General features: G+C 54.3%; 15 protein-coding genes. 2 read left to right on the top strand and 13 right to left on the bottom strand.

Features of this window, described 5'->3' with window-relative positions:
* The first annotated feature begins 140 nt into the window (after positions 1–140).
* The gene (locus PBOR_RS14995) at positions 141–398 is read left to right on the top strand and encodes a hypothetical protein (RefSeq protein WP_042212898.1); all 258 of its coding nucleotides are present in this window, start codon (positions 141–143) and stop codon (positions 396–398) included.
* On the opposite strand, the gene PBOR_RS14990 is transcribed toward PBOR_RS14995, so the two are convergent.
* From PBOR_RS14990 to PBOR_RS14970, 5 genes are all read right to left on the bottom strand, one after another.
* Positions 371–1,471 carry a GerAB/ArcD/ProY family transporter gene (locus PBOR_RS14990; RefSeq protein ID WP_042212896.1) on the bottom strand — a complete coding sequence of 367 codons (1,101 nt, stop codon included), beginning with the start codon at positions 1,469–1,471 and terminating at the stop codon, positions 371–373. The genes PBOR_RS14995 and PBOR_RS14990 overlap by 28 nt on opposite strands.
* 18 nt (positions 1,472–1,489) lie before the next feature.
* The gene (locus PBOR_RS14985) at positions 1,490–2,704 is read right to left on the bottom strand and encodes a Ger(x)C family spore germination protein (protein WP_157764043.1); all 1,215 of its coding nucleotides are present in this window, start codon (positions 2,702–2,704) and stop codon (positions 1,490–1,492) included.
* Positions 2,685–4,511 (bottom strand): spore germination protein, encoded by a 1,827-nt coding sequence (locus PBOR_RS14980; protein WP_245648188.1) that lies wholly within the window; start codon positions 4,509–4,511, stop codon positions 2,685–2,687. Before PBOR_RS14980 ends, PBOR_RS14985 begins: the two co-directional genes overlap by 20 nt.
* Before the next feature lie 541 nt (positions 4,512–5,052).
* Positions 5,053–5,889, bottom strand: coding sequence for a diaminopimelate epimerase (gene dapF / locus PBOR_RS14975; RefSeq protein ID WP_042212891.1), 837 nt, complete (start codon positions 5,887–5,889; stop codon positions 5,053–5,055).
* 112 nt (positions 5,890–6,001) lie between these two features.
* Positions 6,002–8,812 carry a calcium-translocating P-type ATPase, SERCA-type gene (locus PBOR_RS14970; RefSeq protein WP_042212888.1) on the bottom strand — a complete coding sequence of 937 codons (2,811 nt, stop codon included), beginning with the start codon at positions 8,810–8,812 and terminating at the stop codon, positions 6,002–6,004.
* A 190-nt stretch (positions 8,813–9,002) separates the two neighbouring features.
* Between PBOR_RS14970 and PBOR_RS14965 the strand changes: the two genes are divergently transcribed.
* On the top strand, positions 9,003–10,889 hold the full coding sequence (locus tag PBOR_RS14965; protein ID WP_042212885.1) for an Rqc2 family fibronectin-binding protein: 1,887 nt from the start codon (positions 9,003–9,005) through the stop codon (positions 10,887–10,889).
* A 142-nt stretch (positions 10,890–11,031) separates the two neighbouring features.
* Here the strand turns inward: PBOR_RS14965 and PBOR_RS14960 are convergent, their stop codons facing one another.
* From PBOR_RS14960 to PBOR_RS14925, 8 genes are all read right to left on the bottom strand, one after another.
* Positions 11,032–11,886, bottom strand: coding sequence for a PHP domain-containing protein (locus PBOR_RS14960; RefSeq protein ID WP_042219431.1), 855 nt, complete (start codon positions 11,884–11,886; stop codon positions 11,032–11,034).
* 74 nt (positions 11,887–11,960) lie between these two features.
* The gene (locus PBOR_RS14955; protein WP_042212883.1) at positions 11,961–12,860 is read right to left on the bottom strand and encodes a selenium metabolism-associated LysR family transcriptional regulator; all 900 of its coding nucleotides are present in this window, start codon (positions 12,858–12,860) and stop codon (positions 11,961–11,963) included.
* A gap of 108 nt (positions 12,861–12,968) precedes the next feature.
* Positions 12,969–13,409: a hypothetical protein gene (locus PBOR_RS14950; protein ID WP_042212881.1), complete on the bottom strand. Its 441-nt coding sequence runs from the start codon at positions 13,407–13,409 to the stop codon at positions 12,969–12,971.
* 117 nt (positions 13,410–13,526) lie between these two features.
* Entirely contained in the window at positions 13,527–14,495 is a 969-nt protein-coding gene (locus tag PBOR_RS14945) for a GGDEF domain-containing protein (protein WP_042212878.1), read from the bottom strand.
* Positions 14,476–15,384 (bottom strand): EAL domain-containing protein, encoded by a 909-nt coding sequence (locus PBOR_RS14940; RefSeq protein WP_042212875.1) that lies wholly within the window; start codon positions 15,382–15,384, stop codon positions 14,476–14,478. The genes PBOR_RS14945 and PBOR_RS14940 overlap by 20 nt, the downstream gene beginning before the upstream one ends.
* A gap of 610 nt (positions 15,385–15,994) precedes the next feature.
* The gene (gene eutC, locus PBOR_RS14935) at positions 15,995–16,705 is read right to left on the bottom strand and encodes an ethanolamine ammonia-lyase subunit EutC (RefSeq protein ID WP_042212872.1); all 711 of its coding nucleotides are present in this window, start codon (positions 16,703–16,705) and stop codon (positions 15,995–15,997) included.
* Positions 16,706–16,725: 20 nt separating this feature from the next.
* Positions 16,726–18,081: an ethanolamine ammonia-lyase subunit EutB gene (locus PBOR_RS14930; protein WP_042212870.1), complete on the bottom strand. Its 1,356-nt coding sequence runs from the start codon at positions 18,079–18,081 to the stop codon at positions 16,726–16,728.
* Positions 18,078–19,562, bottom strand: a complete 1,485-nt coding sequence (locus tag PBOR_RS14925) for an ethanolamine ammonia-lyase reactivating factor EutA (protein WP_281192353.1) — start codon at positions 19,560–19,562, stop codon at positions 18,078–18,080. The genes PBOR_RS14930 and PBOR_RS14925 overlap by 4 nt, the downstream gene beginning before the upstream one ends.
* Positions 19,563–19,909 lie beyond the last annotated feature (347 nt).

The following is a 19,909-nucleotide window of genomic DNA, read 5'->3' as shown; positions in this document are numbered from 1 at the left end:
TAACTGACATTAGTTTCATACTAATGTAACATAAAACGGGATGGATGATAAGCTTTGATCAGCGGAATCCGCAGCCCTTTGCATGGCATACCGGCAAATGATTCATACTACTCCTATTCTTTTACAGAGGAGCCTGTCTAATGAAACAACACACCCGAAAGCTGCTGCTGCGCAAATATGCCGTCATCCTGCTGCTGTCCGTCCTCTCCCTGCTGTATCTGTATCTGGGGGACTGGCTGTTCGGGTACGGGCTGGATAACATCGGATATATCTTCAATTACCTGCTCTACACCGCTTCCGAGAAGCTGTCTGCAGCTGTGCTGGTCCTCTGCATGATCGTGCCGGATGCCGTGTACTGGATACGCGGAACTCAGCCCGGACGCGGCGCAGAGAAATGAGCCCGGACTGCTGCAAGGATTACCAGGACTGCCGGAACAACCAGCATGAAGAATGGATACACTATATATAAAAGTCCGCCCCCCTCGTCCAGATGCTCCGTAAAGCTGCGGGCATCCAGCATGGAGGTGAACAGAATAATCAGTGCGCAAGGATACAGCATCCGGCGGAAAGGCATATGGAACAGTTCAGAAATACCAACCAGCGCAGCGGCAAAGAACACGGCCATTTTAAAAAACACCCCGATAATCAGCACCATCACCACAAAAATATCGACACGCTGGATGAAATCCGAAATTGAAATCTTGCTGATCGTCGGCATCAGCGGAAGCGGGGAACGTTCCACAATATCCTCACCCAGAACTGAAATATTCAAGGCCATTGTGAAGCTGAGCAGAATTGCAGAGAAGAGGATACCGGCGGCGATAACCCAGGGTCCTTTTTTGACATTAGACAAATAGGGCATCAGCATGGTGAAACAAACCATCTCCCCGAACGGGAACATGTAATTCTGGCGCATCACCGAGGCAAGCACAGGCTGAAGGCCATTCTCCAGCACGGGCAGCAGCCTGTGCAAATTGATAGATCCCGAGAGCATCAGCATAATTGTACCGAACAAGCCGATCAGCATCACGACAAGCGCAAAGACCACCGAAGTTCTGCTCAGCACCTCCACTCCTTTATGCAGCACATATGCCCCCGAGAGCAGCATCAGCGCACTGAGAATGAACAGCGGGGTATTATGCATGGTAGCCATAGCAAGCATAGTACTGCCATCGCGCAAATCCCGGGCGGCAAGGTTAATGTAGAGAATGATATACAGTACGGCTACTGGAGTTCCGATATATTTGCCGAGCAACTTTCGCGTATAGGCGGTAAAAGGCATGTCGGGGTACTTGCGGTACAGATAGGCATAACCTGTGAACACGATTAGACCAGCCACACAGCCGATCAATATCGAGATCCAGGCATCCCTCCCGGCTCCCATTCCCAGGTTAACGACCAGTGCCGTGCCCAGCTCAAACAACACAGTCAAGCAGAAAAACTGACCCGGCCCGATTTTGATCGTACCCATATGTTGACCTCCCCGCTTCTATTTGTTGATCTGAAAGGAGTTGCTGCGCATATCCGTATGCCGGATGACAGCGTCTGCCACAAATTGCACTTCACAGGTGGCGAAAATATCCTCCCAATGATCCTTGACCTGCTTCCAGCCGCGCGGATTCTTCCGCTGCAGCACCTGGCCGAAGCCGAGGTAATCGCTTTTGAACTCCCGGGCTGAAGCAATCGCTGTCTTGATCTGCTTGATCGTTTCTTCCGTAAGCTGTTCGGACAAGCCCTCCAGCACTTCCGGTGAAGTAAGGTCCAGCGGATTGGCGGATTCCTTCACCGCTGCCTGCTGTCTGATCTTCACAATAATCACGGGATGCTCCGGGTCTGAGGCTTCCGTATTCAAGGTTACCTGGGACTGATAGACATTGAACGACAGATAGCCGCCTTCCTTGTCCTTGATGACAACGGGAAACTCTTTGATTTTGTTATGCAAAAGAACAGTGCCTAGTGCAGCATCGCCGTCCAGCCAGCCTTGCATCTTATCGTCTTTGAACGCCGCAAGTCCTGATACTCTAAGGATGGTCCGGGGCCTAATGCTCTTCAGATTATCATTGGTGTCTGCCTGTTCACGTTCACCGCTGGTAAACACGCCGTTGATTACCGGTCCGCCTCCCCTGAGCTGAATCCCCCTGATTACATCATCTACTTCCATCCGGAAATTATAGCCGAACTGCTTGGAGGTCGTATCCAGCTTCTCCACCAGATCATTCGCAGGGATTTTGCTGAATACGGTCATCGTTGACATCAGTTCATGCGCCGGCTGCCCTTTGGCGATAAAAATCAGACTGGTGAGCCTGGTATCACTCTCCCGCTCCAGCACATCCATGATATCCTTGATCCCTTCGCGGGCGAGTTCCTCTGAGACCACCAGTACCCGCACATGCCCCAGGGATAAGAAACGCGCGGTTTGGCGGGAAGCGTCAGCCAGTGCCTCGAACATCGTACGGCCAGTGCCGGTATACAGGGCAACCGGCGCTATTCCCCGGGACTTCTCCCCGGATATTTCTTCAGCGACGATCACCTGAAAAGAGAGCCGGTATTTCTCGGCCTCCGTCGGCCCCCGGTCGATGGCGACACCAGAGACTATGGCCCGGCGGTTAAGCTCAACGCTGTCCCAGCAGCCGGTAAGCAGGAGCAGCGGCAGAAGAGCCAGCAGCAGTCCACGGCTGACCGGTTTATTCTTCATTTGCTTCATGTTGTTCACCTTCAGCCCGCTGCCTGGCAGCTGTATTATTCTTGAGAATGAGCGGAGACAGCTGCTCGTCATAGCCAGTCGTTATCTGCATGTATTCAGGCATCTCTGCGCGCATCTGCTGCGGTGATTTGCGTGGGCCCATCAGCCAGAGCGGCAGCCTGAGAATCGTATCCTTCTGCCCCTTGACCGAGAGAGGCACGAACGGGGATAAATAGGGAATGCCGAAGGAACGCAGGCTGTTCATATGGGCCACAAGTACAATCAGTCCCAGCGTGATCCCGTAGAAGCCGAACATGCTGGCCATGATCAGAAAAACAAACCGGATAATTCTCCCGGCAATCGCCATGTTATATGCCGGAAGGGCAAAGCTGGCAATCCCGGTCAGCGCTACCACGATAACCATGATCGGCGTAATGATTCCCGCTTCTACAACAGCCGTCCCCAGGATAAGCGCACCGACGACGGATACCGTCTGACCGATGACACGGGGCATGCGGACACCGGCTTCCCGGAGAATCTCAAATGCCGTTTCCATCAGCAGCACCTCTACAAAAGCCGGAAAAGGCACATTCTCCCGCTGCGAGAGCAGATTAATCAGCAGTGTTGTCGGTATCATTTCATAATGATATGTAGTCAGTGCAAGATAAACGGAAGGACCGAGAATCAGGACCAGAAAACTGAGATAACGGATGATCCGCATCATAATGGCGATATCAAAACGCTGGGAATAATCCTCTGCAGACTGAAAAAACTGTGTGAACACCGCCGGAAGAATCAGCACAAACGGGGTACCGTCGACTATAATGACAACCCTGCCTTCCAGCAGGTTGCCTGCCGCCACATCCGGGCGCTCCGAATTGTATATGGTCGGAAACGGCGTGAACGTCTTGTCCTGGATCAGTTCTTCAATGAAACCGGACTCCAGCACTTCATCTATGGCAATCTTATGCAGGCGCTCCCTGACCTCACGGATCAGATCTTCCCCCGCGATTCCCTTCATATACATCAGGGCCACATGGGTCTGGGTTTCCGTACCGATCTTCATGTATTCCAGATGCAGCTTGGGAGATTTGATCCGGCGGCGGATCAGTGAGATGTTCGTGGCCACCGACTCCACAAAACCATCCTTCGGACCCCGCACCACAAGCTGTGAGGAAGGCTCGCTGACCGAGCGCTGCTCCCCGCCGCGCGTCTCACAGATGATGGCCGTCCGGTATCCCTCCAGCAATATAACCGTGTCGCCTGAGAGAACGGCCATCATGATATCCTTCCATTCCTCCTGAAGTACCGCGTCGCCGATTTCCAGTGCGCGGTTTAGAATCAGCTGCGGGAGGGGGGGGCATCCCGCGCCGGGCTCTGCAGTAAATATGGAAGCAGACTTAGCAGCGGAGTTAGCAGCAGACTCAGCTGTGGCGTTAATTGCAGCTTCTGCCGGAGCGGCGGTGCCGGAGTCTGCTGCATCGCCAGGGCTGGTCTCTGATGCGGCTTTATCGCTGGCTGTTACCATGTCATCCGTATCGTCCGGGAACAAGTCCTCCGTATTGCCCAGCAGCGAGCCAATCACAAATTCGTTAACGGCCACCGTATCGGCCAATCCGCTGAGATGAATTGCCGCCGCTTCAATCCGGCGTTCTCCCCCGATCTGGATTCTGCGGACTTTGAGATCCGGACTGCCGCCAAGCTCAGATTGCATATTATCCAGATTCCGGGCAACGTTATCGGACAGATAAGGAGTTCCGCCTTCAGCTGGCTGGTTCGCCGGTGCTACAGCTGTTGTCTGTTTATGTTTATTGGACCATGACTTCATATCCGCCTCATCCCTCCCATACTCATGCAGAGTTCTATTATTCGCGGATATCCTTGCCATTATTCGGCTGGGTTCCCGGCGGACTGGAGTTCCCGGGTATTGATAAGCTGAATGGAGATTCTAACATTTCTAAAATTCACGCCACTGAAGTTCATGCCACACCGGCAAAATGTTGTATGTATTACAACCTTGGTGCATAGATATCTGAGCATTTTAGAGGATTGTTGTATGAAATACAGGATTTGCCTCGCAAAGTGACCCGGAGAAGGAAAAATGATGCCTTTCGTACAACAATTCCGGATTTGAAGCGGAATAAAAAGCAAAATGTTGTATTTAGTACAGGATTTTAAATAAGCGGCGGAAAGTGCTGCAATTAGCAGAGTTCATCAGAGAATTCGTGCTCCAGGAGCAGCTAAAAGTCCAAATTTCACCAGGGTGAAGGACCGGCGGATGCAGAAATCCCCCGCAAGCTCGCAGCCCGCGGGGGATTTCCATATCTATTGCTATCGTGTTTAATCTGCTATCCGTATCAAATCCGGTATTAAATATCCACCGAGCCGGTATACACAACCTGTGCAGGACCCGTCATATACACATGGTTGTCTTCCTCATTCCACTCGATGAACAGGTCGCCGCCCTTCAGGCTGATCCAGGCTGAGCGGTCGGTTACCCCGTTCAGCACGGAGGAGACCAGCGTCGCGCAGGCTCCGGTTCCGCAGGCCAGTGTAGGTCCGGCTCCGCGTTCCCAGACACGCATATCCACATGTCCGCGGTCCACAACGGTAGCGAACTCTACATTCACCTTGCGCGGGAACAGCGGGTGAACTTCAAGCTTTGGTCCCCATGTGCCGAGATCGAAGGACACCGCATCATCAACATAAATGACCGCATGCGGATTGCCCATGGATACGGCAGTGAATTTGAATTCCGTTCCGTCCGCCTCGATCGGCTGATCCAGCACAGGCTCTGCGTCGATCGCTACAGGAATCTGCAGTCCCGACAGAACCGGCTCACCCATATCCACAGTAACGGTTTCGACTACACCATCCTTTACTTTCAGGGACACTTTCTGTTCACCGGCGCCAATCGTTTCAATCACAATCTGCTCCGATTCTACCAGTCCGTGCTCATACACATATTTGGAGACACAGCGGATGGCATTGCCGCATTGCTCGGCTTCCGAGCCGTCAGAGTTCATGATGCGCATCATGTAATCACCGCGCTCTGAAGGCAGAATATATACCAGCCCGTCAGCGCCGATGCCGAAGAACCGGTTACACAGGGTAATAGCCAGCTCCGAAGCATTGCCCGGCAGCTCATCCTCGCCGAATACTACTATAAAGTCATTGCCCAGACCGTGCATCTTAGTAAATTCCATTATATCGTCCACTCCTAAAGGTTTTGTCTGAATATGCCCGCCCGGTTTAGCATAAACCAAGCTTCCCGGTGAAACCAGCATACCTTAAAGGAGTGGAATGATGCTATTGATTTTATGCCGAAAACTTTGTACTTTTTATCATTTGCCGTCCGCCGCTGCGGCTGCGGTTCTTCTTGCCGCCCCAGACGCTGCCCGCACCCATCAGGAAGGTCGGAATGCCGGCCATCACCAGCACCAGGCACCATTCGCGGAAGCTGAGCGGGACGGTTTTGAATACCGGCTGCAGGAAAGGCAGGTACATTACAACCAGCATCAGGATTACGGAGGACAGGACGGCCAGCACCAGCGCTTTATTCTGGAACGGATTCCGGTGGAAGACCGACCGGGAGCTGCGGCAGTCGAAGACATGAATGAGCTGGGCCATAACCAGGGTGGCAAAAGCAACCGACTGCGCCCGCACCAGCTGCTGTGCATTATCCGGTGCAATGCGCAGCGTCAGCCAGAATGCGGCTAGAGTGCAGAGGCCGATCAGCAGCCCGCGGCTGACGATCTTCCAGCCGAGACGGCGGGCAAAGATATTCTCCTTGGCTCCGCGCGGCTTGTGCTCCATTAAATCCTTCTCCGGCTGATCTACCCCAAGCGCCATAGCCGGCAGCCCGTCTGTGACCAGGTTGACCCAGAGTATCTGGATCGGCACCAGCGGCAGCGGCAGCCCCAGCATCATGGCGAAGAACATCGTCAGAATCTCACCGACGTTCGAAGCCAGCAGATAGCGGATAAACTTACGGATGTTCTCATAGATATTCCGGCCTTCTTCAATGGCTGCAACGATCGTCGAGAAATTGTCATCGCCTAAGATCAGTGACGATGCTTCCTTGGTTACATCCGTGCCGGTGATGCCCATGGAGATTCCGATATCCGCCGCCTTGATCGCCGGAGCATCGTTCACACCATCCCCGGTCATCGCCACCACATGTCCATGGCGCTGCAGGGACTTGATAATCCGCAGCTTGTGCTCAGGAGATACCCGGGCATATACATAGACATTATCCGATACTTTGTCGAGCGCATCATCGTCCATCCGGGTAAGCTGGCTGCCGGTCAGGACGGTGCCACCCCGCTGCAGAATGCCAAGCTGATGGGCGATGGCTTCCGCAGTCGTCCCATGGTCCCCGGTAATCATCACCGTTTTGATGCCGGCCCGGCGTGTGACTTGAATCGCATCACGCACTTCACGGCGCGGCGGATCGATCATTCCGGCGAGTCCCACGAAGACGAGCTGGCATTCCGCTTCCTTCTCGCTGCCGGCTACTTCTCCGCTCCGCATCTCACGGTAAGCCATCCCGAGCACGCGCAGCGCGCCTGAAGCCATCTCCTCATTGGCCTCCAGCACCTTCTGGCGCAAGGTCGGCGTGAGCGGAACTACTCCGCCTTCCCACAATATATAGGAACAGCAATTCAGCAACACGTCAGGCGCACCCTTGGTGCAGATCATCCGTCCTCCGGGATGGCTGACGGTGACAGACATCAGCTTGCGTTCGGAATCAAACGGGAATTCCGTTTCGCGGGTATAGGTAACAGCAAGGGTTTGTGCGGTTAACCCCATTTTGGCAGACAGGGTCACCAGTGCTCCTTCTGTCGGATCACCCTTCAGCTCCCAGACAGACTGGGTGGCCGCAACCTTGTCGGCTTCCGCACCTTTAGCCTTCTTCTTGCCGCGTGTATCGGTGATTGTCTCATAAATCTCCGCGTTGCTGCATAATGCGCCCACCTGCAGCATCCGCCGCAGACTCTGGTCATTCTTCAGATCCACAGGCTTGCCTTTAAGGAGTACATGCCCTGTAGGCGAGTAGCCCTCTCCGGTAACTTCCAGACTCCGTCCGCCGTTCCACACCCGCGTTACCGTCATTTTGTTCTGGGTGAGCGTTCCGGTCTTATCCGAGCATATAACCGAAGCACAGCCCAGGGTCTCAACCGACGGCAGCTTGCGGACGATGGCCTTGCGTTTGATCATCCGCTGGACACCTAGTGCAAGAGCAATGGTTACAATCGCCGGAAGACCTTCCGGAATGGCCGCTACGGCCAGACTGACACCTGCCAGGAACATCGCCGGCGCAGGCTGTCCATGCAGAATCCCTGCAAGGACAACGACAATCGTGAGGCCCAGGGAGACATAGATCAGAATCTTGCCAAGCTGCTCCAGACGGTGCTGCAGCGGTGTTTCCTGCGATTCGGTATTCTGGATCAGGTCCGCTATCTTGCCCATCTCGGTATTCATACCGGTGCGGACGACGACTGCCCGCCCTGTCCCGCGGGTCACCATCGTGCCCATGAAGCCGATGTTTTTCTGGTCGCCAAGCGGGAGCTCTTCGGCATGAATTGCCTCCGCATGCTTGGAGACCGGCAAGGATTCACCCGTCAGTGCCGACTCCTCGGCGTAGAGGGCGCTGCACTGCAGCCAGCGGACATCCGCCGGGATACGGTCGCCGCTCTCCAGCAGGACGATATCACCAGGTACCAGCATTTTGGCCGCAATGACTTCCTGCTTCCCGCCGCGCAGTACCTTGGCAGAAGGTGCAGAGAGCTGTTTCAATGCCCGGAGCGAACGCTCGGCGCGGAACTCCTGTACGAAACCGAGTACCCCGTTAAGCAGAATAATGGCAATAATCGTAATGGCATCGAGATATTCGCCGAGCAGGCCGGATACCAGCGTCGCCCCCATCAGCACCAGCACCATGAAATCCTTGAACTGATTGAGCATGAGCGTTATAGGCGATACCTTTTTGCCTTCCGACAGCTCATTGTACCCGCTCTCTTTACGTCTTTCTGCAGCATCCTCTGCGCTCAGACCCGCTCCCGGATGAACGCTGAACATCTCCTGAAGCTCCTCTGCACCGAGCCGGTGCCAACTTTTTTGTTCCATGACTTATCTTTCCCCTCCCGGTCGTTTCTTGACTTCCGGCGGCGCACAGCTTTTCCACCTGTTCATGTCCAAGTGTATTCATGGTCGTCCCAAATTATCACCGCATCCGGTTTCTCCTTTTGCGCGAACGAGTGAAAGTATGGCATCATAGGGGGAGTACATTATTTTTAGGCGACAGGAGAACTTTATCATGGCATTAGACGGCATCGTTACCAAAGCGATCGTGCATGAGCTTGAGCCCTTCATCGGTGCACGCGTCGGCAAAATATATCAACCCAGTACACATGACCTGATCTTCACCCTGCGCGGTGCGGGCGGCGGCGGCAAGCTGCTGCTGTCGGCGAATCCGACTTACCCCCGGCTGCATCTGACCGAGAGAAGCAGCATCAACCCGGCGGAAGCTCCGATGTTCTGCATGCTGCTGCGCAAGCATTGCGAAGGCGGCACCATCGAGAGCATCACACAGGTAGGCATGGAGCGGATTATCCATATCACCATCAGAACCCGGGATGAGCTGGGCGATGTCTCGGCCAAAAAAATCATCATCGAGCTGATGGGACGCCACAGCAACATCATTCTGACCGAGCTGTCCACAGGCACGATTATCGACGGGATTCATCATGTCACCCCATCGATCAGCAGCTACCGGGTCGTAATGCCGGGAGCAGCCTATACCGAGCCGCCGCAGCAGCATAAGCTGAATCCGCTCGGCATAAGCCAGGCCGCTTTCATCTCCCTGATGGCTTCGGCCGAAGAAGCAGCCCTGTATGCGGCCGAGCATCCGGAGGAGCCTGAGGAGGATATGATCGAAGGCGAGATTGCGGGGCTTCTGGCATCGCTGGAAGAACCGAAAGCGGACGGCTCCGGCGGCCCCGCCCCTTCAGCCGACCCGGCGGGCTGGCTGGTACATGCTTTTAACGGCCTGAGTCCGCTCATTGCCGGTGAGATTGTCCTCCGGTACAGGGAGCTCGGGGGCGATGCCCAGGAGTTCAGCAGCGGAGTAAACCATCCGGAGCAGCTGTGGGAAGCCTTCGATTCCGTAATGGAACCGGTAAGGGAGCTTCAGTTCTCGCCAGTCTCCGGCTTGAACGCCAAAGGCAAGCCCATCTTCTCCGCCATTCCGCTGAAGCTGATGGGCGGGAATGTGAAGCACTATAATTCGGTCAGCACATGTCTGGAGGATTATTACGGGGACAAAGCGGAGAAGGATACCGTCAAGCAGCGGGTAAGTGACCTGATCCGATTCCTCAGTAATGAACGCGGCAAGAACATCAAGAAGCTAACCAATCTGCAGAAGGATCTGGATGAGGCCCAGGACGCCGACCAGTTCCGGATCTGGGGAGAGCTGCTGTTCGCCTCCCTGCACACACTACGCAAAGGCGACAAGGAAGCCAAACTAGTAAACTATTACGATGAGAACCAGGCGGAAATTACCGTTCCGCTGGATCCGCTTCTGAGCCCGACCGATAATGCGCAGCGCTATTTCAAGAAATACAATAAATTCAAGAACAGCATGAAGGTCATCGGGGAACAGCTGCTCAAGACCCGTGAGGAAATTGCCTATATGGAGACGCTGCAGCAGCAGCTCGCCCACGCCTCCCTGAATGACATCGAGGAAATCCGTGAGGAGCTGGTAAGCCAGGGCTACCTGCGGGACCGCAGCAAAAAGGGCAAAAAGAAGAAAAAGGCAACCCGCCCTACCCTGCAGGTGTTCACCTCTTCCGAAGGCATCGACATCTATGTCGGCAAAAACAATCTGCAGAACGAATATGTCACCAACCGTCTGGCTTCGGCGAACGATACCTGGCTGCACACGAAGGACATTCCGGGTTCGCATGTAGTCATCCGCAGCGAGGAATTCGGCGATGCAACCTTAGAAGAAGCTGCCCAGCTCGCCGCTTACTTCAGCCAGGCGAAGCAGTCGAGCAGCGTTCCGGTAGACAGCACCCTGATCCGGTACGTCCGCAAACCAAGCGGGGCTAAACCCGGCTTCGTCATATACGATCATCAGCGGACGCTATTCGTTACACCGGATGAAGAGCGGATCAAGAGTCTGGCGAGCGTTCTGCGGAGCTAGTCCCGGTAACAAACAACCTCCATCCAAAGGCGTCATCGCCAACGGAATGGAGGTTGTTTTGGGTTTGCTGCACTCTAATTTCATAGGGCAGGTATTTTCACAGGCTGCTGCCCGTGCCATCCGCAAATCACTTCGTTCAGGCTCAGCTTCGGGCCGCTTTCAGTTGCTCCAGCACGGCTGTGGATACATTGACACTGCCGATATCCCCGTGGAAGATCACACCTTGCCGTGCGCCATGGAAATCCGAGCCGCCGGTGACCAGCAGGCCGAATTCCTCAGCCAGCGCAAGATAACGCTCATGCTCAGCGGGACCATGATCGGAATGGTAGACCTCGATTCCGCGCAGCTCTCCGGTCTCAAGTATCTTCCGCACGAGTTCATCATCCCCGTAAATGCCGGGATGGGCCAGCACCGCTGCGCCGCCCGCTTCCTGTATCCAGCGGCAGGCCTTTTCCGGTGTGATCCGGGGAGGCGATACATACGCCGCCGCACCTTCAGCCAGATATTTATCGAATGCATCCCGCATGTCCGTTGCTGCTCCCAGGCGCACCAGCTCATCGGCAATATGCGGCCGGCCGACACTCTCGTCCGGCTTCAGCTCCCTGCCCATGCCCGACAACACCTGCTCCATGCTGATCTCAATCCCCAGCCCGCGCAGCTTGTCTATGATCGCCTCATTCCGCCCGAGGCGGGTATTCCTCTGCTGTTCCAGCCGGGACAGGAACAGCTCGTCCTCTGTATCGATGTAATAGCCGAGCACATGAATCTCTTTCCCTCCGGCCCGTGTGCTGATCTCCACACCGGGAATTACTGTAATGCCGTACCGCTTACCGGCCTCCAGCGCTTCGGCCACCCCACTTACCGTGTCGTGATCGGTAATGGCTACAGCCGCCAGTCCTTTCTCATAAGCCAGACGCACATTCTCGGCCGGAGCCTGCATGCCGTCCGAAGCCTGTGTGTGGGTATGCAGATCGCCTCTTCCCGTAGCGGGCACCATATCCGCTCCTTGTGTATCATTGAACTTACTATTCTTGTCTTCCATTTGACGCCTCCATTCTCCAAGTAATTCAGCTATTGACCGTCCGCATGCTGGCGCAGGAAAGTCAGAAACGTCACCGCCGAAATCGGCAGCAGCGTCGATTTCAGATGAATCGCGTAGAACTGCCGTTTGAACGAGGCATCCGTGAGATTGACAATCTTCAGTAACCCAAGCGCCACCTCGTGCTTGACCGATGAGGTAGAGATAATGGTAATCCCCAGCCCGGCCTCCACTGCCGACTTCACGGCTCCTGTACTGCCCAGCTCCATCACAATCCTCATGGCGGCGGGATCAAGCCCCTTCTCCAGCAGCTGCTCTTCCATTACCCGCCGGGTCCCTGAGCCCTGCTCACGGAGTACGAACGGATAACCGAGCGCATCGCTCAGGGTTACTTCAGTCTGATCCGCCAGCGGATGGCCCTGCGGAACGATCAGCTTCAGCTCATCGCCCATTACCGGCTCGATGACCATATCGGGATGGGATACCGGCGCTTCAATCAGCCCGAAGTTCAGCTGGTGTTTGTTGATCTCATCCATAATCTGCGAGGTATTCATCACCTTCATCATGATCGAGATGTTCGGATATTCCCGTCCGAAGGGACCGAGCAGGCGCGGAAGCACATATTCGCCGATCGTCAGGCTCGCTCCGAGCTGCAGCCGGCCCTCCAGCATGTGGGTGAAGGCCGACATGGCCTGATCCGTCTCCCGCATCAGCTGCATACTGCGCAGCGCGAACGGCATCAGCGTGCGTCCGGCTTCGGAGAGCATTATTTTCTTAGTTGACCGGTCAAACAGCTTAGCCCCGAAATAATCCTCCAGCGCCTGAATCTGCATCGTCACTGCGGGCTGTGTCATATGCAGCGTCAGTGCCGCCGCCGAGAAGCTGCCCCGTTCGGATACGGTATAAAAAATATGAAGCTGATGAAAGTTCATGCTTTTCTGACTCCTTTTCAAAATAACTCCAATAAACACATAAATACCTGTTCTTCAAAAAAAGGGCACGCAGCCATAAGCCGCATGCCTTCGTTGCCATACTGTCTCCTACTTGCGTCTGCGGCGTTTCTTCATCAGCTTCATGCGCCGGGAGTGGCGCAGCCACGAATAGTATTTCTTAAGATCCCGCAGCTGGGGAGTCGCCGAAATCCGGCCGAGAAACGACACAACTACCATGACGTACAGCGGTTCACCGGAGAGCGAGGTCACACCCTCAAGCTGCCTGAAATCGACCACAATCACCGTATCATTGTCAATCAGATAGGCATTATACTCACTGTGCGAGAAGGTTCTCACCCTGTTCTGCTTCAGGCATTGCCAGATCCATGCAGTCACATCGCCGTTCCCGTCATCCTCCTGGGCAACCCGGTCTGCGTAGCGGCTCTTCGCATGCTGGGTAAGCACGATATCGGCAATCCCGTAGTCATTCAGCACGATATGAAAGGGCTCATACGCCGCCCCCCACCATTCCATCCCCTTGCCATGCATTGTCATCACACTCCACGTAAAAGGGTCTTGGCATGCTCTTATTGTTGTCAATCTTACCGCATTGATGTCTGTTGTTCAAGCATACCGCCATCCCCGTGAAGCACGCAGGCGCAAGTCTCAGTGTCCGAGTCTGTGCAGGCTGAGATCGCTGTCATCCACATAGCTGCTGCCTTTGATCATTTTACAGCTTTTTTTGAAGCGGGCCGCCTCTTCCGAGAGGTCTTCTATAGAGGCAAATCTGCGGCTGCGGTTGGTTACAACGGCGATGGAGATCGAGACCAGCGGAATTTCCTCCATGCGTCCTGAACGGCTCTCGGTCAGTACAAACTGCTGGGCCAGATGGCCGGCATGATAGAAATCTTTTACCACCATATCGAACTCCCTGATGATGCTCCTGCAGCACTCCTCATATTGATAATGGCTGATGAAAATAATAAAGTCATCCCCGCCGATATGTCCCAAAAATCCCTCCAGACGCAGCGCCTCATGCTTCAGAATCTCCGCCGTAGCCTGAATCATCCGGTCGCCTTCCTTAAATCCGTATGTATCGTTATAGGCCTTGAAATGATCCAGATCGATGTACAGTGCACTGAACTGCTCCTGCAGCAGCGATTTTATCATCCACTCCGTTATACTGACATTGCCCGGCAGTCCTGTTAACGGGTTCAGGAAGCTGGCCGCCACCGCCTGAATTTCCGCAAAATTAAGCAGCAGATCCCGCACACTTACCGCTCCGAACAATGTATTCCCGTGGGTGACGATTACATAGTCGTACAGGTTCTCATCATTCCTGGCCATAGCCAGCCTGCTTACATCAATGATCGGCGTCTTATAATCCACCACAAGCGGATTCTTATCCATCACCAGCTCCACGGATCTGCCCATATATAGTGTATAACCATACAGAGTACCGATCTGCTGGTAAAAGCGGATTCGCATGATCAGTGCTACCGTGCATCCATTATCGGTTACTGCGACGCCCTGAAGCTGGGGATTCTTTTTGAAAATCTGATCTACGTACTCGCATTTGTGATGTATTGTAATTTCCGGGATCTGTTCGGCGATTTCACCAATTTGAAGAAACATGCCTATACCCTCCTCTTACTGGAAACGGCAGTGCCGACGACGGGAATCCTCCATCTACAGGCTGGTGAGCCGGTCTTCCGAGTGCATAACCTTGACCATATTCCACTCCCGCCATCTGCAGAAAAAGCAGCTCCTGCGCCGTCTCAATGCCTTCTGCAATCACCCGGGTGGAGGAACGGTCGGCGTATTCCTTAACCAGCTCCAGCAGCTCCTGCTGTTCCCTGCTGCTGTGAATTCCCCGGATCAGCGACTTGTCCAGCTTAATGAACTCCGGTTTCAGGTAGACCAGCGTCTTGAGACTATTGTAGCCGGAACCGGCATCGTCCACCGCAATTCTGAAGCCCTGTTCGCGGTAATGGGACAACACTTTCTCGAAACCGATATAATCCTGCACCGCCTGGCGTTCCGTCAGCTCAAAGACCACACGCTCCGGTGCAAGTCCCAGCTCCTCCAGCAGCGTCAGCGTTTCACCGCTTTTGTGGCGGGAATCATTCAGCACCCCCGGATGCACGTTAACAAATAACAGTTTATCCCCCGCAGCATCCGCCTCCGGCAGCCTCTCCATATAACGGGATAAGGACATTCTGCGGCAATACTGCTCGAATCTGAACATCTGCTCTGTCCTTCCGGCAAAATCATAGAAATGCTCGGTGCTCGGGAACTGCGGAGAACTGGGCGGCCGGTTCAGCACCTCATGTCCAATAGTTGCTCCGCTCCGCAGATGCAGAATCGGCTGAAAGTAAGTATCCAGCATTTCCTTATCCATAATATCAAGCAGCATGGACAATCTGCCCAGCTCCTTGGCCTCTTCCCTGAATCTTCCGCCCAGATGCTGAAGGTATTGCGGCAGCGCCGCCAGCTTGCGGGACAGAGTCCCTGATTTATTCATTTTATCACCTGTCTGTTTTCCTTCGTGAATTTGGTCACTCTTTCACCAGCATAGTCCGGAAGTATTAAGCAGGTATAAACTATGGGCGGCAGTCAACGGTTTTGGACAGTAATTTATGACAGGTTCGGACTGGTATAACGTCAAATTCACACTAGTGAAAATCACTTAGGCAAATCGCCTGCTGAGGGTCTGCGGTGACCCGGACATGATATATGCCTAGGAGTATCCGGTATGCTTAATTGCACTTTGTACAACTAAATCCTCTGACTTTCAACCTCCTCAACGTATAGTTGTATTTCGTGCAATTAAAGTGACTGTAGCAGAAGGTTTCCACCGATTTTGGCAGATTTAGTTGTACAGAATACAGTTATACGGAGCAAGCACATCTTTTCGCTGTTTTTAACTGCACAAAATACAACTATCACTGATTACCCAATTGATACTGGATACACAAATTGCTGCATTAAATGAGCTGTTGTACTAACCGGAACATACTCAAGGTATTTCCGGGTACAGCAAATAACCTCAGGCCCGCATAGGCGGAATGAGGTTGGGTTAGAAACACATAAGAGCATGTGCCTTATAGGATGCGTTAGAATTAAAGCTTCACTTACAGCTGCAGGCCGACTCCGCTCATTTTGAGTTCCAGCATCCTGGCGATTAGGCTGCCAAGATGAGCTCCGGCCTCAACCGGAGGAGTGCCTCCCTGATGAATGTTGGACAGGACCATCCGCTGTGAATCTGTCATTCCGGAACGCGGCCTGTAGCCAAGATAAGCACTCAGGGATTGGGAGGTGATCAGCCCCGGGCGTTCTCCAATCAGCATTACTATCACTTCGGGCTCCAGAATATCGCCAATAGCATTCATACAACCTACCCTGGCCTTCCGCACAAAAAACGGCGTCCCCGCAGCCAGCCCGTGAACCGCCAGAGAGTCCAGCAGCGCCGGGTAAATATCCCGCAGGTTGCTCTCGACAGCATCGGCACTAAGTCCGTCCGACACCACAATCTGCACCTGCGGAGCCTGGATACAGCGTTCCCGCAGAAGCTGAATGCTGCTCTCCGGCAGCTGCCGGCCCAGATCCGGCCGTTTCAGGTAGAGCTCCTTGTCCGTTACCTCTGAGTTAACCGCAAACAGCCCCAGCTCATCCAGCAGTGTGCTGCTGACACTGCCGTACACTGAATCGACTGCTGCCGCATGATCCAGACGCAGCTGCAGCTGCTCACGGGTCGTCGGCCGTGTTCCCGCCCGGCCTGTGCCGATCCGCGCCGGTGTAGCCTTCCGTAGTCTTTCCATTCCCTCCGGGTCGTGGAACGCCATGGTTGCCCCTCCTTTGCCGTTTAAATGAATAACGTGGGATCACCGGCAAGTGCAGTCAGCCGGCCGTTCTTCAGGATGCCCATTTGTTCCGCCCAAGCCGAGAACTCTGCTCCCGGCTGCAGACGCAGCAGCTCCCGTACTGTAGCAATATCATGAAAGCTGGTTGACTGGTAATTCAGCATACAGTCATCCGCCATCGGAACCCCGATGAAGAAGTTTACTCCGGCTGCAGCAAGGAGAACCGCTAGGTTATCCATATCATTCTGGTCTGCCTTCATGTGGTTCGTGTAACAGACATCCACGCCCATCGGGATTCCCTGGATTTTGCCCATGAAATGATCCTCAAGTCCGGCCCGGATCACCTGCTTGCTGTCATACAGGTACTCCGGTCCGATAAAACCGACGACGGTGTTCACCAGAAATGGCTTGAACACTTTGGCCAGGCCATAGCAGCGGGATTCCAGTGTAAGCTGATCCACGCCGTGATGACCGCCCGCTGACAGCTCAGACCCCTGGCCCGTCTCGAAATACCAGCGGTTCTCCCCGCTGGCCGTGCCGGACTCCCGGATCAGCTGATCCGCCTCTTGCAACAGCCGCAGATTAATCCCGAAGGAGTCGTTGCCGCTCTGGGTACCGGCAAGACTCTGGAAGATCAGATCGGCCGGAGCCCCCTTGGATATGGCTCTCATCTGGGTGGTCACATGGGCAAGCACACTGTTCTGCGTCGGGATGCTCCATCTGTGAATGACCTCCTTTGTTTCGTGCAGGAGGCGGAGAATATTGTCTGTAGTATCAATGACAGGATTGATACCGATTACTGCATCCCCGATGCCGTAGCTCAATGCTTCATAGATAGAAGCCTTCATCCCCAGCGGATCATCCGTAGGATGATTGGGCTGGGCCCGGCTTCCGAGCCGCCCGCGTTCTCCCAGTGTAGTGTTGCAGCGTGTTATCACTTCACACTTGGCCGCGGCCTGGATCAGGTCCAGATTGGACATCAGCTTGGCAGCCGCGGCGGCCATCTCACTATTCAGTCCTCTGCCGATCCGGCGCAGCTCTGTGTCTGATGCAGCGAGCAGCTGTTCTCTCAGCTCGCCGACCGTCCAGCTGCGGATCGTCTCATATACCGCTTCATCCACTCCCTCTTCAATTACTCTGGATACCTCGTCCGTCTCCGGGGGCAGCAGCGGGTGGCTGCGGATATCCGCCAGGGTCAAATCGGCCAGCACAAGCTTGGCTGCCATCCGTTCGCGGTCGTCCGACGCAGCAATTCCGGCAAGCTGATCGCCGGACTTTTCTTCATTCGCCTTGGCGAACAGCTCCTTCAGATCATGAAACAGGTAGCTTTCGCCAAGCAGGGAAACCGTCAGCTTCACCCATTATCACTTCCTTTCCGCGAATTTGTCGAACTGAAAACCAGGGTTTTGACGGCAACCGGTATATAATTCCCGTCCGCCGGGCTTCCCATGTCAAGATAATCGCCATGTGCCACACTGATCTGATCCAGGCATACGCAAGGCTGCCCGCCTTGTGACAGCAGATAAATACAATTGCCCAGAGCTTTGGCAATATCATTCTCACAGATCAGAATGCAGAGCTTCAGCTTATGAGCCCGCGAACACCCGGTCACTGCCTCAGCAATCCGGCGCAACACAGCATAGGTGCAGGGAGTGATTACCGGGATGGCAACGGCAAACTGCATTTCTTCCGGCTCTGCCGAACCGTATTTTGCAGCCCCCTGGGCAAAAGCAGCCTTTATTGCGGCTGAAATTAACTCAGGCTGCTCCGCGTCCTGAACCGGCACTGGCCAGACCAGCCGTATAACGGGAATATTCCTCAGCGGCAGCAGACCGGGGTCCGCGTAAACTGTTGAGCCGCTAAGCTGCAGGGTATGCACCCCTGCGCCAATCACAGTTGCCCGCTGCGCTCCCGGAGCTGTTCGCAGCTTCACCGGGTAATGTTCAGCGGCTTTTTTAATCGCATGAGCCAGCAGCGGCCCGATATCGCCATACCTTGCAATCTCCGCCGTATTGCGGGGCGCCGCCTGCTCCATCAATGCACCCACACCGCCGGAAACCCAAAGCTCCGTGACTGTACTATCCCTGGCATCTGTGGCTGTAATGTCCGGGTGACCATAGATCAGCGGGCAGTCTTGCGGATCGCTGCCCTTAAGAAGCACCTCCAGCAGCATTTCACTCCATCTCCGGGTCACCTCCAGCAGAACAGGCCAGCCGGCCTGCTCTCCCACCCGCAACTGCAGACCCTCACGGCTCAGCCACTGCTGAACTGCGGGATATATCTTTGTTACGGTTCCATCAGACTCCAGCATGATCAGCCGGCCGCCGATATGAAAGTTCATCGTTCCAATGCAGCCTCCGCTGTTGAAGTATGCCGCGTTGGCCGTACCACCCCCGATATCCACGTTGACTATCGTCCCTGCCGCACTCTGCGAATGGACTTCCGCTCCAGCACCTTTGCCTGCAAGCACAGCCTCCAGATCGCCGCCTGCCTGGGCAACCACGAACCCTCCCGACTCCCCCGCCAGCTGATGAAGGATGGAATCCGCGTTCGACCTTACTGCCGTTTCTCCAGTAATAATGACAGCACCCGTATCTACCTCTTCAGGCTTTAGTGCCGCGCTCAGGTACTCTGCCGAGAGGATCTGCTGTAAGGCCGGGAGATTAATTTGTGATTCACCTATCAGCGGTGTTAGATGCATCGGGCCTTCATATACAATATTACGTTCCGTAATTTGGTATTGCGGCAGCATGGATACAGAATATCTCCGTCCAACCTTGAGTCTGCTGAAGACTACTTTTGTGGTACTCGTTCCGATATCAATTCCGACGCTGGTAATTTCCCGCTCCAGTTCTATGCCGCTCTCCCTCCCGTCTGCCGTAGTGTCAAAGTAACTGCCAAAATATTATGCCAAAATATAAAAAAAGACGCCTTGTCAGTCCTGCATCATTCTGCCATGCGTGCCTGTTACGTCTGTGCCCTGTATTGTATTCGTTGTGTGGTACTCATTGTTTAGATATATTTGCATGGGTATAAATCCAGGAGGATCGGCTTGCTTTCCCTGACCATCTTGCTTTCCCTGACCATATAGTAAGTCACCGGCGGTTGGCTGTCAATTTAGTTAACATTCTCCATACAAAATGTCATCCTGCCTGCTTCGGGCGGAATCAAAGATATGGCACATTG

This window comes from Paenibacillus borealis (genome assembly GCF_000758665.1).
GTDB lineage: Bacteria > Bacillota > Bacilli > Paenibacillales > Paenibacillaceae > Paenibacillus_AQ > Paenibacillus_AQ borealis.
The sequence above is the reverse complement of the archived record's forward strand: the minus strand, read 5'-3'. Positions and strand labels throughout refer to the sequence as shown.

Excerpts from the sequence above, each read along its gene's own strand:
- PBOR_RS14995 (WP_042212898.1), top strand. The coding sequence starts at position 141 with ATGAAACAACACACCCGAAAGCTGCTGCTGCGCAAATATGCCGTCATC.
- PBOR_RS14990 (WP_042212896.1), bottom strand. The coding sequence starts at position 1,471 with ATGGGTACGATCAAAATCGGGCCGGGTCAGTTTTTCTGCTTGACTGTG.
- PBOR_RS14985 (WP_157764043.1), bottom strand. The coding sequence starts at position 2,704 with ATGAAGCAAATGAAGAATAAACCGGTCAGCCGTGGACTGCTGCTGGCT.
- PBOR_RS14980 (WP_245648188.1), bottom strand. The coding sequence starts at position 4,511 with ATGAAGTCATGGTCCAATAAACATAAACAGACAACAGCTGTAGCACCG.
- dapF (WP_042212891.1), bottom strand. The coding sequence starts at position 5,889 with ATGGAATTTACTAAGATGCACGGTCTGGGCAATGACTTTATAGTAGTA.
- PBOR_RS14970 (WP_042212888.1), bottom strand. The coding sequence starts at position 8,812 with ATGGAACAAAAAAGTTGGCACCGGCTCGGTGCAGAGGAGCTTCAGGAG.
- PBOR_RS14965 (WP_042212885.1), top strand. The coding sequence starts at position 9,003 with ATGGCATTAGACGGCATCGTTACCAAAGCGATCGTGCATGAGCTTGAG.
- PBOR_RS14960 (WP_042219431.1), bottom strand. The coding sequence starts at position 11,886 with ATGGTGCCCGCTACGGGAAGAGGCGATCTGCATACCCACACACAGGCT.
- PBOR_RS14955 (WP_042212883.1), bottom strand. The coding sequence starts at position 12,860 with ATGAACTTTCATCAGCTTCATATTTTTTATACCGTATCCGAACGGGGC.
- PBOR_RS14950 (WP_042212881.1), bottom strand. The coding sequence starts at position 13,409 with ATGCATGGCAAGGGGATGGAATGGTGGGGGGCGGCGTATGAGCCCTTT.
- PBOR_RS14945 (WP_042212878.1), bottom strand. The coding sequence starts at position 14,495 with ATGTTTCTTCAAATTGGTGAAATCGCCGAACAGATCCCGGAAATTACA.
- PBOR_RS14940 (WP_042212875.1), bottom strand. The coding sequence starts at position 15,384 with ATGAATAAATCAGGGACTCTGTCCCGCAAGCTGGCGGCGCTGCCGCAA.
- eutC (WP_042212872.1), bottom strand. The coding sequence starts at position 16,705 with ATGGCGTTCCACGACCCGGAGGGAATGGAAAGACTACGGAAGGCTACA.